Annotated in this window: 17 protein-coding genes, 1 pseudogene and 1 other annotated feature; of the genes and pseudogenes, 6 read left to right on the top strand and 12 right to left on the bottom strand. The window is 37.6% G+C overall.

Annotated elements, in window-relative coordinates:
- Nucleotides 1-40: 40 nt before the first annotated feature.
- The gene (gene ntdP / locus NSQ61_RS19520; protein WP_063386259.1) at nt 41-568 is read right to left on the bottom strand and encodes a nucleoside tri-diphosphate phosphatase; all 528 of its coding nucleotides are present in this window, start codon (nt 566-568) and stop codon (nt 41-43) included.
- A 104-nt stretch (nt 569-672) separates the two neighbouring features.
- On the bottom strand, nt 673-945 hold the full coding sequence (locus NSQ61_RS19515; RefSeq protein WP_232515610.1) for a YgaB family protein: 273 nt from the start codon (nt 943-945) through the stop codon (nt 673-675).
- Between the two features lie 214 nt (nt 946-1159).
- Here NSQ61_RS19515 and NSQ61_RS19510 point away from each other — a divergent pair, with 214 nt between their 5' ends.
- Nucleotides 1160-1975, top strand: coding sequence for an undecaprenyl-diphosphate phosphatase (locus NSQ61_RS19510; protein WP_063386260.1), 816 nt, complete (start codon nt 1160-1162; stop codon nt 1973-1975).
- Nucleotides 1976-2050: 75 nt separating this feature from the next.
- Here NSQ61_RS19510 and NSQ61_RS19505 read toward each other — a convergent pair.
- Both NSQ61_RS19505 and fabL read right to left on the bottom strand, forming a co-directional pair.
- A pseudogene (locus tag NSQ61_RS19505) lies at nt 2051-2194 on the bottom strand (gamma-type small acid-soluble spore protein); the annotation flags it as partial.
- Between the two features lie 84 nt (nt 2195-2278).
- Nucleotides 2279-3028, bottom strand: coding sequence for an enoyl-[acyl-carrier-protein] reductase FabL (fabL, locus tag NSQ61_RS19500; RefSeq protein WP_063386261.1), 750 nt, complete (start codon nt 3026-3028; stop codon nt 2279-2281).
- Between the two features lie 103 nt (nt 3029-3131).
- Between fabL and NSQ61_RS19495 the strand changes: the two genes are divergently transcribed.
- Complete coding sequence (locus NSQ61_RS19495; RefSeq protein ID WP_094246379.1) at nt 3132-3299, top strand: cytosolic protein; 168 nt, start codon at nt 3132-3134, stop codon at nt 3297-3299.
- A gap of 75 nt (nt 3300-3374) precedes the next feature.
- Here NSQ61_RS19495 and mutY read toward each other — a convergent pair whose 3' ends face one another.
- Nucleotides 3375-4481: an A/G-specific adenine glycosylase gene (gene mutY, locus NSQ61_RS19490; protein WP_063386263.1), complete on the bottom strand. Its 1107-nt coding sequence runs from the start codon at nt 4479-4481 to the stop codon at nt 3375-3377.
- Between the two features lie 179 nt (nt 4482-4660).
- Between mutY and NSQ61_RS19485 the strand changes: the two genes are divergently transcribed.
- From NSQ61_RS19485 to NSQ61_RS19475, 3 genes are all read left to right on the top strand, one after another.
- Nucleotides 4661-5641, top strand: coding sequence for a metal-dependent hydrolase (locus NSQ61_RS19485; protein ID WP_340808003.1), 981 nt, complete (start codon nt 4661-4663; stop codon nt 5639-5641).
- 102 nt (nt 5642-5743) lie between these two features.
- Nucleotides 5744-5902: a small, acid-soluble spore protein K gene (locus NSQ61_RS19480; protein WP_066247293.1), complete on the top strand. Its 159-nt coding sequence runs from the start codon at nt 5744-5746 to the stop codon at nt 5900-5902.
- A gap of 28 nt (nt 5903-5930) precedes the next feature.
- Nucleotides 5931-6086 (top strand): YpzG family protein, encoded by a 156-nt coding sequence (locus NSQ61_RS19475; RefSeq protein WP_082829369.1) that lies wholly within the window; start codon nt 5931-5933, stop codon nt 6084-6086.
- Nucleotides 6087-6485: 399 nt separating this feature from the next.
- Here NSQ61_RS19475 and NSQ61_RS19470 read toward each other — a convergent pair whose 3' ends face one another.
- Together NSQ61_RS19470 and recX are read right to left on the bottom strand one after the other, a co-directional pair.
- Nucleotides 6486-6818 (bottom strand): YfhH family protein, encoded by a 333-nt coding sequence (locus NSQ61_RS19470; protein ID WP_063386265.1) that lies wholly within the window; start codon nt 6816-6818, stop codon nt 6486-6488.
- Nucleotides 6819-6820: 2 nt separating this feature from the next.
- On the bottom strand, nt 6821-7636 hold the full coding sequence (gene recX / locus NSQ61_RS19465; RefSeq protein ID WP_339197290.1) for a recombination regulator RecX: 816 nt from the start codon (nt 7634-7636) through the stop codon (nt 6821-6823).
- 593 nt (nt 7637-8229) lie between these two features.
- Between recX and NSQ61_RS19460 the strand changes: the two genes are divergently transcribed.
- The gene (locus tag NSQ61_RS19460) at nt 8230-8781 is read left to right on the top strand and encodes a GNAT family N-acetyltransferase (RefSeq protein WP_063386267.1); all 552 of its coding nucleotides are present in this window, start codon (nt 8230-8232) and stop codon (nt 8779-8781) included.
- 60 nt (nt 8782-8841) lie between these two features.
- Here NSQ61_RS19460 and NSQ61_RS19455 read toward each other — a convergent pair whose 3' ends face one another.
- The 5 genes from NSQ61_RS19455 to NSQ61_RS19435 all read right to left on the bottom strand — a co-directional run bounded on the left by NSQ61_RS19455 (nt 8842) and on the right by NSQ61_RS19435 (nt 14218).
- Complete coding sequence (locus NSQ61_RS19455; RefSeq protein WP_063386268.1) at nt 8842-10089, bottom strand: glutamate-5-semialdehyde dehydrogenase; 1248 nt, start codon at nt 10087-10089, stop codon at nt 8842-8844.
- The gene (proB, locus tag NSQ61_RS19450; protein ID WP_063386269.1) at nt 10086-11213 is read right to left on the bottom strand and encodes a glutamate 5-kinase; all 1128 of its coding nucleotides are present in this window, start codon (nt 11211-11213) and stop codon (nt 10086-10088) included. Before proB ends, NSQ61_RS19455 begins: the two co-directional genes overlap by 4 nt.
- A gap of 57 nt (nt 11214-11270) precedes the next feature.
- Nucleotides 11271-11486: a binding site (T-box leader), on the bottom strand.
- Between the two features lie 58 nt (nt 11487-11544).
- Nucleotides 11545-12036, bottom strand: a complete 492-nt coding sequence (locus NSQ61_RS19445) for a DoxX family protein (RefSeq protein ID WP_066247308.1) — start codon at nt 12034-12036, stop codon at nt 11545-11547.
- Nucleotides 12037-12534: 498 nt separating this feature from the next.
- Nucleotides 12535-13227: a TerC family protein gene (locus tag NSQ61_RS19440; protein WP_063386365.1), complete on the bottom strand. Its 693-nt coding sequence runs from the start codon at nt 13225-13227 to the stop codon at nt 12535-12537.
- Between the two features lie 124 nt (nt 13228-13351).
- Nucleotides 13352-14218: a LysR family transcriptional regulator gene (locus NSQ61_RS19435; protein WP_340807998.1), complete on the bottom strand. Its 867-nt coding sequence runs from the start codon at nt 14216-14218 to the stop codon at nt 13352-13354.
- Nucleotides 14219-14342 lie beyond the last annotated feature (124 nt).

Below are 14342 nucleotides of genomic sequence, written 5' to 3'. Positions count from 1 at the left end.
CAAAGCGAAAAGTCTGTTGATATTCCAACAGACTTTTCCATCATAAATATGTTAAATATCTTTCATACCACTGATCGATAAATTCAGGGGAAAACGGACCTTTTCTACCGCGTATCCAATAAATTAATTTGTTCACATTATTCTTTAAGATACGGTCAATGACTTGCGGATATTTCATTGATTTCTTATGCCGTTCATATTCATCTTCATCTAACAGTGTATAGGTCATATCCGGGAACACTTTAATATCCAAATCATAATCAATATACTTTAATGCCTCATTATCCCAAACAAAAGGAGAACTGATGTTGCAATAATAATAAATGCCGTCACCACGAATCATTCCAATTACATTAAACCAATGACGTGCATGAAAATAACAAATCGCCGGCTCCCTTGTAATCCAAGTTCTTCCGTCAGCTTCGGTAACCGTTGTTCGATCGTTGCCGCCAATAATACAGTTTTGCGATCCTTTTAAAACGGTCGTTTCCTCCCAAACACGATGAATGCATCCATTATGTTTATAACTGTGTATTTGAATGATATCTCCTTCCTTTGGCAGCGCCATTTTGTTCCCTACTTTCTAATGAACAGTTCACTTCAAATCCGAAAAAATCATTTTTCTTTATTATAACGTTTGATATTCAAAAAGAAAATAAAAGAGCCATGCCGCTAAAATGGCTGACTCGAGTCATACATTTCGATTTGGTACATTTTAATAACTTCTTCCGTTTGCTTTTCAAACGTTTTTTGAATGTCTATCAACTCATTTTTCATTTTTTCAATTTCTTTTTGCACAGAACGCAATTTCTTATCATCATTTTGTCTCAAAAATTCCAATTCCATTTGTTGATAATGCTCTATTTTAGATTGAAGCGATACAAGCTTATCCATCGTTTCAAGCTGTTCGCCAACTAGCAGATCAAAGCGGTTATATGTATTCAAATGAATCCCTCCCTAATAAAATATTTATGGATACATATTCTAACTATTTCACTTGATTCCTTTGACAAGTTATGTAGACAATTAAGAAGTTTTGTCGTATGAACGCTTAGGTCAAAATTATTATTGACTCTCCATTCATTCATTATGTACAATCTGACAAGATTGAATCATTACAAACTTTGATTTTTTAAGAGAGAAAGGAAGTTACTATATCGTGTGGGAAATCATCACAGCTGTCATTTTAGGCATTGTTGAAGGGTTAACGGAATTTGCCCCTGTTTCTTCTACTGGACATATGATTCTTGTTGATGACATTCTTCTAAAATCTAAAGAATTATATTCAGAGCCTGTCGCCAACTCTTTTAAAGTCGTCATTCAGCTTGGATCAATATTAGCAGCGGTGATCGTATTTAAAGATCGCTTTTTCGATTTATTACAGATTAAGAAAATGCAGCATCCAAACGGTCAAAGATTAACGCTTGGCCTTGTCATCACAGGACTTCTTCCTGCTGCCGTCTTAGGTTTTTTATTTGAAGACTATATTGATACGTACTTGTTTTCCGCTCATAGAGTATTAGTCGGCCTTGTGTTAGGGGCATTATTAATGATTGCAGCAGACCTATTTGGTCCAAGAAAACCGAAAGCAGAAACGGTTGATCAAATTACATACAAACAAGCGCTAACCATCGGCCTCATCCAATGCATTTCCCTTTGGCCTGGTTTTTCGCGTTCCGGTTCAACGATTTCCGGCGGGGTTTTAGCCGGTTTAAGCCATCGTGCAGCTTCCGATTTTACGTTTATTATGGCTGTGCCGATAATGGCGGGGGCGAGCGGTCTTTCTCTTATTAAAAATTGGGAGCATTTCACGATCGACGTCCTGCCGTTTTTTATCGCCGGATTCATCAGTGCGTTTATTTTCGCGCTTTTGGCCATAAGATTCTTTTTGCAGTTGATCAACCGCATTAAACTTACACCATTTGCTATTTATCGGATCATTTTGGCGATCATCATCTATGTTTTTTTCCTTTAATGAAAGAAAGCGGAGAGCTGAAACGTTCTCCGCTTTTTGCCTGGCTCTTTTAAAAGAAACATTCAAAATTAATAGTTAAGAATTTTGTTGTTTATTTTGTTCAGATTGTTGATTTTGTTGTCTTACTTGTTGTGCATCTGTTTCAGCAGCAAATTCTGTTCCAAATCCTTGAGCTGATTGTTGGTTTTGCTTTCTCACTTGTTGAGCATTTGTTTTGTTTTGCTGTTGTTTTGCCATCATTTTTCACCTCCACGTCATATATCATGTCCAGGAGGGAAAAAACTTATCCAAAAAAATTTGCAGTTACAGCAATAAGGAAATGCCTCCATCTACGATCAAAGTTTGCCCTCTTATCATGAAAGCTTTTTCAGAGAGCAAAAATTCAACTGCATTTACGATATCCTCTTTTTCAATCATTCTTCCAGCCGGAGTCTTTTCTTTTGCTTCGTTTAAAATTTCCTCCCTGTTCGGAAAATGTGTCAATGCATCCGTATCGACAGCTGCGCCGGAAACCGCATTTACTACAATATTTTTCGGTGCTAATTCAACTGCTAAATATCTAGTTAAAGCTTCAAGAGCTGCTTTAGAAACCCCTACTGTCGTGTAATTTTTTAAATAGCGAATAGACCCTAAAGAGCTGATGCTCACGATGTGTCCGCCGCCGTGTTTTTCCATCAATTTTGCTGCTTCCTGCGCACAAAAAAGAAGTGCTTTTGCATTAATATCCATCGTCCAATCCCAATGGGATTCTTCAATTTCCATTAGAGGGCGTAAAACTCCAGATGCTGCATTGTTTACTAAAATATCAAGCCGTCCAAACGTTTTGTCAATTTCTGCAAACATTTCCTTTATTTTTTCTGGTTTTCCGACGTTTGCCTTCACCACAAGCGTTTTCACACCAAGACGTTCAATTTCTTCCGCGGTTTCGATCGCTTTCGATTTGCTGCGAGCATAATTAATGACGATGTGATACCCTTTTTCAGCAAGCCTCAAGGCAATAGCTTTGCCGATTCCTCTTGAAGATCCTGTGACAAGCGCTACTTTTTCATTCATATTTTACATCTCCTTATGTATTGAATAGTTATTTCTATCGTAACAAAGAATAGATATAGAAAAACATATAAAAAGGAGTTTTTGTAAATTGCCTATACGAGATATGACAGAGCTCTCCATGATCTCGAAGCAAGCTTGGAGCAGTGAGGAGCTTCAGCATTATCACCGCGCCTTTCAACAAATTATGCCTTACCTGAATATAGAAGGTCATACCATTCACCGTGAAATTATAGAAGAAATTGAAGCGCGCGGCGGTATTAACAAAGACTGATTAAACCAATTTTTAGAGGTATAATAGATGCAATCGGTACATGCCGATTGCATTTTCATTCACTTCCCAATGGAATTACGGCTCCACTTGTATGCCAGCTTTTTCCTTATAAAGAGCAAATATTTTTTGATGAGGTACAGGAAAAGCATATCGATCAATATCCTTGATGAAAACTTTTTCAAGCTCTTTCATTGATTCATCGCTACAAACTTTGCCGAAATAAACATTAATATTCCATGTCAAATGGGAAAAAACATGCTGAATCGTTCCTTTTAGCTCGCTTAATTCCGCTTCAACACCGTATTCTTCCCGCAAAAAATTTTCTAGATATATCCTTTTAGGAATTCTGTTTGTGCGAACTTCGCAATTTGGAAATTCCCACAAATTCGCAAGCAGTCCTGTGTCAGGTCTTTTATGAATATATAAATCGTTGTTTTGCACTAAAACCGCGCAAGCAATCGAAACTTGCTTTGTTGATTTGCTTCGTGTTTTTACTGGCAACTTTTCCTGTAATCCTTCTGAAAAGGCAAGACAATGCTCCTGTACAGGACAAAGCAAACAGGACGGAGAAGTCGGCGTACAAACCATTGCTCCCAATTCCATTAATGCTTGATTAAAATCGGAAGGACGTTCTTTTGAAATAAGATTTGCAGCCGCTTCTTCAAATATTCTTCTTGTTTTTGGCTTTGCTATATCTTCTTCAATCAGTAAAATTCTTGACAGCACTCTCATCACATTGCCGTCAACAGCAGGCTCAGGCTTGTTATAAGCAATGCTTAATATTGCTCCTTTTGTATAAGGCCCAATTCCTTTTAATTTTCCAAGCTGCTTCGGGTCATCCGGAAGTTTTCCTCCGTATTTTGCTGCCACCTCTTTCACTGCACTGTGCAAATTTCGGGCGCGCGAATAATAGCCTAGGCCTTCCCATGCCTTTAAAACCTCTTCTTCATCCGCATTTGCCAGCGCTTCAACATTCGGGAATTTTTTAATAAAATTGTTAAAGTACGGTATAACCGTTTCCACCCGTGTTTGCTGAAGCATTATTTCAGATACCCATACTTTGTATGGATCTTGGTCCTTTCTCCAGGGCAAATCTCTTTTTTCCCGTATATACCAGCCGATCAGGTCCTCCTGAAATGTTTTAATATCGAAATTCTCAATTTTTTGCAGTGATTGACCCATTTTTCAATATTTCCTCCATTATGCACTTCAAAATATGTTACACTAAAAAGAACTTATGAATTTATCGTACATTATTTTTTTTTGGCATGAAAGAAAAAATGAATTTATGTTTTTTGCGTTCAATGGAAAAAATTCAAATATCATCATAACGATTGTTTTTTCAGCTAAGGAGGATGGCTTTGGATACAGGTACACATTTCGTCATGGGAATCGCATTGGGAGGCTTAGCAACTTTGGATCCGGCTGTCGGCGGTTCCTTTCTGACAAGCGAGGCAGTTCTTGTTGGCACGATTATCGGTTCACAAGCACCAGATCTTGATACGGTTCTTAAATTTAAAAATAATGCAGCTTATTTAAAAAATCATCGCGGAATAACTCATTCAATTCCCGCAGTTTTATTATGGTCGCTGTTGATCACTGGAGCAATTCATTTTATTATGCCAAGCAGCAGCCTCATCCATGTATGGATTTGGACGTTATTAGCTGTTGTTCTTCATGTTGTTGTCGACATTTTCAACGGCTACGGCACTCAAGCTCTCAGACCTTTTTCTGAAAAGTGGATTGCGCTGGGCACAATTAATACGTTTGATTCGTTTATCTTCATCGCTCATATTGTCGGCATTGGCATTTGGCTTTCCGGCGCCCATGGGGGCTATACCTTTTTAATTATTTATTGCATAATCGCTTTATATTATGTCGTTAGACTTCTAATGCAAAGATCGATTAAGAAAAAAATCTTAAACAGATGGAAAAATGTTAAAAACGTCATATTTAACCCAACAATGAAATTCCGCAAGTGGCAGCTCGTCATTGTGACAAAAGAACATTATTACGTTGCATATTCAAATTTTACCGAAATTCAAATCGTCGACCAATTTGAGCGCAAAGAGCTGCCGAATCACCCTGCAATGGAAGCCGCAAAAAAAGACCGGAATATTTCAGCATTTTTGCATTTTTCCCCTGTTTTCCATTGGCAAATAAAAGAGCAGCTTGATTATACCGAAATCCGTTTGATTGACTTGCGTTATTTCAGCAAAGGTCATTATCCCTTTGTAGCAGTTGCACAGCTCGATAAAGACCTCAACATTGTTCGTTCGTACACAGGTTGGATTTTCAGTAAAAAAAGAATGAAGAAAAAACTTAAACCGCTAATTGATTGATTATGACATTTCCTTAATTTTCTTTTATATTGGCTTCTAATAAGCAAATACTATTTATGCGCGTCCAATAGCGCAAATTTTTTTCTCCTTGGAGGATCTGCGATGCGCAATAAAGCAAAAGGATTTCCGCAGCATGAAAAATTTGACGGTGAGCCACGTGCTAAAGCGGAATTCGCGTCACGTCGTGCGAACGGAACCATTAACACACACCCTCAAGAGAGGATGAAAGCTTCAGGAGAACGCGATAAAAATTTTTCATAACCATTGACCTTTCAAGAGGTGTTTACAAATGGACACAAACCGATCATCCTTATCAAAAAAGCAGAAAAACGAATTTTTAGGAGCTTGGGGAAAACCGAAACATTCATTCCGTCAAGTAAACGGGGAAACCCAGCAAACCCAAAGCTTAATCATTTTGGAAAACGAAATGCGAAAACGTTCATAAATAAATAATACGAGATCATGCCATTATTTGGCATGATCTTGTTTATACAGACCTTTTTTAATTTTTAAAAATAATCGCCTAGATTCAAAACTCAACTATGATTTCCTCGATTAAATTTAATAAAGAAAATATTTAGCTTCAACATTGCTTGAGTAAACAAATTTCCATTATTCGCCTTATTAAATATATGGTTTTTTTTGATACTATTTGTTAACAAAAGATTTCAAGCTAAAAACGAAATCCGTATCCTTTCAAGGTCAATTGAGAGAGTATTCAGTTTGATAACCATAATGTAAAGTTAGGCGCGATGAAGCATAGCCACGAACAGGAAGAAAAAAACGATTGAAAGAAATCAGCGGCCACTCTTTTCCCCAACTTCCTTCATTTTTCGTTCTCAACTTATTTCTCATTTATATTACTTTTTTTAATCAACATCGATATCGGCAGTGCTTCCTCCTTTAAAGGAGATGATAATCGATACCCCCAAGCGAAAACTCCTTTTAAATATTCAACTTTGAAATATTCACCAGGAGCTCCATCGATTTCATACGTCTCACCTGGCGGAAAATCGTCAGGATTCAACATATATGCTTTTGCCATAGCAATTTTCCTTTCCAGGACAGCATATTCGTTGATCATTCCGTGCTGTTCCGCTTTGCGCGCTTTTTCTTTTAATCGGGCAATTTCATTTTTTAGCTCGTATTCCGTCATTTCACTGTACCGTTTTTCCATTCCTATTCCTCGCTTTTCTCTAAGTGTTTTTGCAAATATTGCTGAATAAGTTCTTGCGAAAAACCTTTTCGATATAAAAATTGCGCAAGCTTTTGACGATATGTGTACATATCTAGATGGGAATACTTTTTTTTCCCTTTTTCGCCTTGTATTAATAATGCTTCCCATTCTTGGTCATGACGTTCATGTAAAGGCAGCATCTCTAAAACAGCTTGAATCACTTCGGATGAAAAACCTTTCCTAAACATTGCCTGCTCTATTTTTTGCTTTAGCTGCGACATAGATATGTTCGCTTTTTTTCCCAATTGCTTTTCAGCTAATTTATACGCTGCTTCTATTTGTCTTTCTTTCGTGAAAAGATCAAGAGCTGCTTCTATCAAATCGCTCTCAATCCCTTTTTGTCCCAGTTCTGCTTTTATTATGCCGGGCCCTTTCAAAGTGGTTTTCATTTGCGTTCTTACAAAGGCTTCCGCAAACTCCTTGTCATTTACATAATTTTTTAATTGAAGCTCAACCATTACACGTTCAATAACCCTCTCATCTATACCTTGACTTACAAGATAGTCACGGACCTCTTTTTCCGATCTCATTCGATAGCCAAGAAAAGTTAAAGCTTTGTTGAATGCTGCTTTTATTTGATCCTCGTGCAAAATCGCATCTATATCCAGCTCATCAAGCTCCATCCCTTTTCTTAGCCCGTGCTTAATTAAAACATCTTCCCCGACGCTAAAAGCAAATATTTCACCGTTTCCTCTATCGACGTAAATATTAAAACGATTTTTCTTTTTAGGTTGAACTTCTATTTTTACAATAAACATGTACAGACACCTCATTTTTATAGTACCATAGAAAAAATAAATAAATGGAAGTTTTAAGCATGAAAGTGTATGAATACTGTAACAATAGATTTTTCAGCTTGTAAGGAACATTTTGCTGACTTTTCTAGCCGTTGATGCTATAAAACTATGAAGCAAAATTCAACCGTTCTTATTATGATTTCTAAATATTTTGCTGGCAGCAGGCAAATCTGCTTCAGTCAGGAAATGCGGTCCTCTCTGTTATTGCATCAAAGCAAAGGAAAAAAATATTGTCAAAGAAAATATTGTAATTTTGCCCTATTCACTGCTTATAGAAACTCTTAAAGTAGTAAGAAAAAAGTAAAATTTTCTTAATAATCTTTTTACAAAATTTTTGTTTTCTTTTCCATAGAAATCAAGTATGATACTAGAAGAAATGCTGACAATTAAATTTACTTGTTTTTAAGGGAAGGCAAATGGTGCGCCACCGGTCTTTGACCGGTTCTAGTGGGTTCGATTCCCACCCCGAAATTTTTACTTGATAAATAAAAATTTCGAGGGTGGGATCCGTTAGATTTCGTGGTAACCGCCCTCGTTGATAGAGGAGGATGAGCATGTTAAAAAAACGTGATCTAGCGGATTGTCAAGAGTTGTTCGAACTTATGGTTCATCCAGAGGTCTTCCCTTATGTTCGTCATAAAGCAACGTCGATTGAAGAATACATGTTTATAACAAAACAGTTGATTGAAGCAGAGGAACGAGGGGAATTAATTTCCCGCACCATTTTGGATGAATGGGGCTCTCCTATTGGAACAATCAGCTTGTATGATATTTTTGACCAAACGGGATTTCTCGGAACTTGGCTCGGCAAGCCATACCATGGTAAAGGATATAATCAGCTTGCTAAGGACGCTTTTTTTCAAGAGATTTTTTATGAATTTGGAATTCAAACGATCTTTATGAAAATACGGAAAGACAATGAACGTTCCATGAAAGCCGCGCAGAAGCTTCCATATGTCTCCCTTGCCGATGAATCTCGTCAGCTTCCCCATATTGAAAACAAAAACTTATACAACATCTTTGAAATTTCAAAGGATATGTACACACTGTATACAAAACGAAACGGTTTCATGACAGACGAAGAAAGCAGATTGAAGGAAGCATAAAAAATTGGAAGAAGACATCCGAACGAATCAAGATGTCTGCTTCCATTTTTTTATCATTTCTTATTCTCTAATCTGTCCGCTTCCTTTAATAATATATTTTGTAGAAGTCAGTGCAGGGAGTCCCATCGGTCCTCTGGCATGGAGCTTTTGCGTGCTGATCCCGATTTCTGCGCCAAACCCAAATTCAAATCCGTCTGTAAAGCGCGTCGATGCGTTGTGGTAAAGAGCTGCGGAATCAACTAATTTGAAAAACTTTTCTACATTTGCGGCATTTTCTGTGATAATTGCCTCAGAATGGTTTGTTCCGTAACGATTAATATGCTCGATTGCTTCATCTACATTCGAAACAAGTTTCACTGCCATTGTATAATCTAAATATTCCGTTTCCCAATCTTCTTCTGTCGCTAATTTCAAATGCGGGAATTCATTGTACAATGCTTGATCGACTCGCAACTCCACATTTTTCTCCTCGAGCTTTTCAATGAGCTCGCGAATATACTCCTTATTCCAATTTTCATGGATGAGAAGAGTTTCGGCTGCATTGCAGACGGAAGGTCTTTGTGTTTTTGCGTTTACAGTTATATCAATCGCCATCTTTTTGTCTGCTGATTCATCAATAAACACATGACAATTGCCTGCGCCCGTTTCTAACACAGGGACAGATGAATTTTCAACAACTGTTTTAATCAGATTTTTCCCTCCGCGAGGAATTAGCACATCTAAATAATCATTTAATTTGAACATTTCCGCTGCCGTTTCCCTGCTGGTATCTTCCAGAAGCTGTACACTGTCGGCAGGAAAATTCGCTTTTTCTAACGCCTCTCGTATCACCTTTACGATCGCCATATTTGAATGCAATGCGGATGAGCTGCCGCGAAGAAGAACAGCGTTCCCTGTTTTTAAGCAAAGGCTTGAGGCATCAATTGTCACATTTGGTCTGGCTTCGTAAATCATCCCAACAACTCCGAGCGGCACCCGAACTTTTTCGATTTGTAAACCGTTCGGACGAGTCCAGCTTTCCAGCACTTCCCCAACTGGATCTTGCAAATAAATCAATTGTCTTAACGATTCAATCATTCCGTTAATTCGTTCTTCGTTTAAAAGAAGACGGTCAATTAGAGCGTCGGATAAACCATTCGCTTTCCCGTTTTCAATGTCTTTTTCATTTTCTTTTAAAATATAAGGCGTTTCTTTTTGCAATTGTTCAGCGATGATTGATAATGCGTTGTTTTTTTCTTCAGTAGTCTTTGCAACCAGCTTGGCAGCAGCTTCTTTTGCCAGCTTCCCTTTTGTCAACACTTCACTCATATCATCATCTCCTTACTCGTTATCGCTACAAATTGATCACGGTGAACCACTTCAGGATGTATGCGCTTTGTCATTTCCATCGCTTTTTGACTCGGCATGCCCATAATTTCTTTTAATTCTTCAGATGAATAATTGACTATGCCTTTTCCGATCAGCTTTTGTTCCTTGTTTAAAATTTGCACCACGTCTCCGGATTGAAAGTTGCCGCTGACACGCTTAACGCCAGCAGGAAGGAGCGATTTCCCTTCCTTCAAAATAGCCGCTACTGCTCCATCATCGACTTCCACATCACCAGATATGATCGAATGAAGAGCAATCCATGCTTTTGAATTACGAACAGCACTTAAATCGTTTTTGCCAATATATGTTCCGTCACCGTTCCCATTTAAAATTTCGATTAATTTCTCTTTTCCTTGACCTTTCCCGATAAATACGGATACACCGAGGGCAAGTGCCGTTTTTGCCGCCATGAGCTTTGATTTCATGCCACCTGTTCCAACTTTCGAACCGGATGTTGCCTCTGTTTGTTCAATTAATTCATCTGTTACTTCCGGCAAAAAATCAAATCGTTTCGCATTCGGATTTTTGGTAGGATCTTCTTCATATAAACCGTTAATATCCGTCAAAATAATAAGAAAATCGGCATGCAATAATCCGCTCACAAGAGCTGACAGCATATCGTTGTCTCCAAACGTCAATTCCTCAATCGAAACCGAATCATTTTCATTGATGATCGGGAGCACTTGCCGCTTTAGAAGCTCCGATAAGGTGGCGTATGCGTTTTGATATTGCTCTTTATGCTGAAAATTGCTCCTTGTCATCAAAAGCTGGGCACATACAATGCCGTATTTTTTAAATGCTTCTGTATAAGCCTGGATAAGCAGCCCTTGGCCCACTGCCGCAGCCGCCTGTTTTCCTCTAATTGTCACAGGCCTGGAAGGATATCCAAGATCTCCATACCCTGCTGATACCGCTCCTGACGAAATTAAAATTACTTCATACCCTGCTTCCTTCAATTTAGCAATCGCTTCAACATGCTCGTGCAGCTTTTCTTTACTGAGTCCCCCGTTGTCATCTGTTAAAGAACTGCTTCCTATTTTTACGACCACTCGCTTTTTCCTCACTAAAAAACACCTCTTCATTGCTTGACAGTCATAAAAAAGACTCATATCATCCTTTCGAAAAAGGACGAATATGAGTCTATATCCGCGGTACCACCTTTTTTAGCACTAGTTTAGTGCTCCCTTTAGCCTGTAACGAAGGATACGGTCAGGTTATGAGCCTGACAGCTCCAGGGGTAGGTTCAATAGCTTATCAGCGATGAAACCTTTCAGCCATAGGGTTTCACTCTCTTTTTCGCCTAAAGTCTATTTACTGGCCCCTTTCAACGCCGAAAATATACTTTTTTTAAAATTATGTTTCAAAAATTTTTAAAAGTCAAGATGATTGCTGCATTTAAACATTTGCTTGTTGATTGAATTTTTTGTTTGTAAATTTATCTCTCAAATACGGCAGGATAAACCGATCAGCTCCCCAATAATACGCAGCTGCGCCTACTGCCATTAAAATGATTGCTTCAGTGTACATAATCGGATTCGTGCTTGTTGTTCCAGCTAACATAAAATTCAAGTTCATAAACGCACCAGCAATTAATGCAGGAGTTGTAAACAATCCCAAAATCAGTCCGATGCCAACTAACACTTCTCCAATTGGAATAATAAAATTAAAAAGTTCTACATTCGGAAGAGCAAAGTTTTCAAGGAACGCTGCATACCATCCTTGAACGGCCGGATGTTCTCCGGTTGCTTTAGCAATCGCCCCTTTTAAAAATCCTGTCGCATCAAATCCACCCAGCTTTTCGACTCCCGCGACAAACCATTGATAACCGAGCCAAATTCTTAGAGCCGCCCAGACAACCGCCATTTTTGGACCTTTCAGCCATTCCATCTTCAACCATCTCCTTTGTTTGTTTTTTCACTTTTATTTTTCGAAGAAGTTTGTGAAATATTTCACTAACCTCTTCAATTTCAATATATAATTTTCTGAATTTAACTTCAATATATTTGTGAAATATTTCACAAATTGTTAACAATTACTATAGTTATCCACATTCATAGTAGGATTTTATGAAAAAAATCCAGCTTCTTAAGCTCCAACAGTTACATAATATCCACAAAAACAGTATGGATAATGTGTATAAGTTGTGAATTGTCTGAAATATCTGTGGATAAAATAAAAAAGCACTCACCTTCTCTGGACGATGAATGCTTATACACAAGAACGATCCCTCGAATTTACATGCAAATTAGAGCTGTTGTAAAAGAAACCGTCATTTTACAGAAGTGTGCATATTTGCCGATAACAAAAATTTTAGACATAACTAAATCTATTAAAACGTGGAATTTCTTTTCATAAAAAAACAGGCGCCGTTTCAACAGCCGCCTGCTAAGCACTATGCTGCAATTTATTTTCTTTCTCTGCACGCTTATTTTTCTCATAACCGATCGCTAACACAATCAATGTCATAATTCCGATAAGTAAATATTCGATCCACAAGTTTTGGATGTGAAACCATTGTTCAATATGTTTATCCTTAAAGATCATCTCACCGGCGGTCCAAGCTAAAATTCCAGATCCAACATATACAATCCATTGAAATTTGTTCATTAATTTTACGATCGCTTTTGATCCAAAAATCATAATTGGAATACTGATCAAAACTCCAACCGCAATCATGCCGATATGGCCGTGTGCCGCACCTGCTACTGCAACCACATTATCCAAACTCATGACGGCATCTGCAAGAATGATCGTTTGAATAGCTTTAAGCAGACTGCTTTGAGATTGGACATGCGCAGCTTCTCCGTCATCTACCAAAACTTTATAAGCAATCCAAAGCAGCAAAAATCCGCCGACAATGTTGACAAATGGGATTTTCAACAGGACAACAATAACGGATGCAAACAAAATCCGTAATGCGACCGCACCTCCAGTCCCCCAGAATATAGCTCTGTTTTGCTGTTCTTTCGGCAGATTTCTCGTTGCCATTGCAATTACAACTGCGTTATCGCCGGATAAAATAATATCGATTGCAATAATTTTTAATAAGGCAATGATGGCGTCAGATGAAATAGATATACCAACTGAAAATAAATCCAATTGTTATTCGCTCCTCTATTAAAAAATGTATACGTATAGATTCTATCCCTACCTTCCTTTGAAAGCAAATCCAATATTTTACCTATTTAAAAATTAAAATGAGTCATCTCCTTGTCAGCTGCTGGATAAATGTTCGAATGGCAGTGGAAGAAAGAAGACCTTTTCGATAAATAATTGCAACCTCTTTACGCGGAAGTTCGTCTGCAATTTTCAAAAGCTTGACAGAAAACTCCGGGCTGTTTTCAACATAAAGCTTTGGCAGGATCGTAATTCCGTTATGTAAAAGCGTCATCTTTAACAACGAATACGTATCCGACAATTCCACAATTGGGTTTAACTTAATGCCTTCTTTATTACAAAATGAATCGATCGTCTGTCTAAGAACATATTGCTCGGGCAATAAAAAGATCGGGTACGATTGAAGCTCTTCCAAATATATTAAATTTTTTTCAGCTAAAGGATGATCAAGGGATACAATGGCAAAAAACTCTAATGAAAACCATTTAATAACCTCTACTTGCGGATGATGAACTGGTAAATAGACAATCCCTATATCGAGCTCAGACTTGACTATTTTTTCTAACGTTTCTTCCGTTTTTAGATCGTAAACAGAGAGTTTTATATTTGGAAACTGTGAGTGAAACGTAAGCAAGGAAGAATAAAGATGATGATTGCCAACACATCCGATTTTTAAATGGCCGCGATTCAATCCTTTTAATTCATGTATTTTAATTTTTGCTTGATCAATTTCAGAAAAAATTTTTTTCACATGTTCAAGTAAAATCTCTCCGCTTTCCGTTAATTCAATTTTTTTCCCCATTCTTCGAAAAAGAACTGTATCAAGACTGTTTTCAAGAAGGCGAATTTGCTGGCTTAATGTTGGTTGCGTAATCCCCAGCTTTTCTGCAGCTTTCGTAAAATGCAGCTCTTGACTCAATATTGCAAAATATTGCAAAAGACGGAACTCCATTTTATAGCTCCTTTCTATAGATATTTTCTATTATTATGATAGTTATTATAGTATTGTACTATCTTTTCTTTTCAAGTACAATTCTGATTACGGAATTATCTGACTAGTATTAATTATCTAAATT

Origin of the sequence: Aeribacillus sp. FSL K6-1121, assembly GCF_038003725.1 — a bacterium.
In the GTDB taxonomy this organism is placed as follows: Bacteria; Bacillota; Bacilli; order Bacillales; family Aeribacillaceae; genus Aeribacillus; species Aeribacillus composti.
This window is presented reverse-complemented; position numbering and strand designations above follow the sequence as displayed.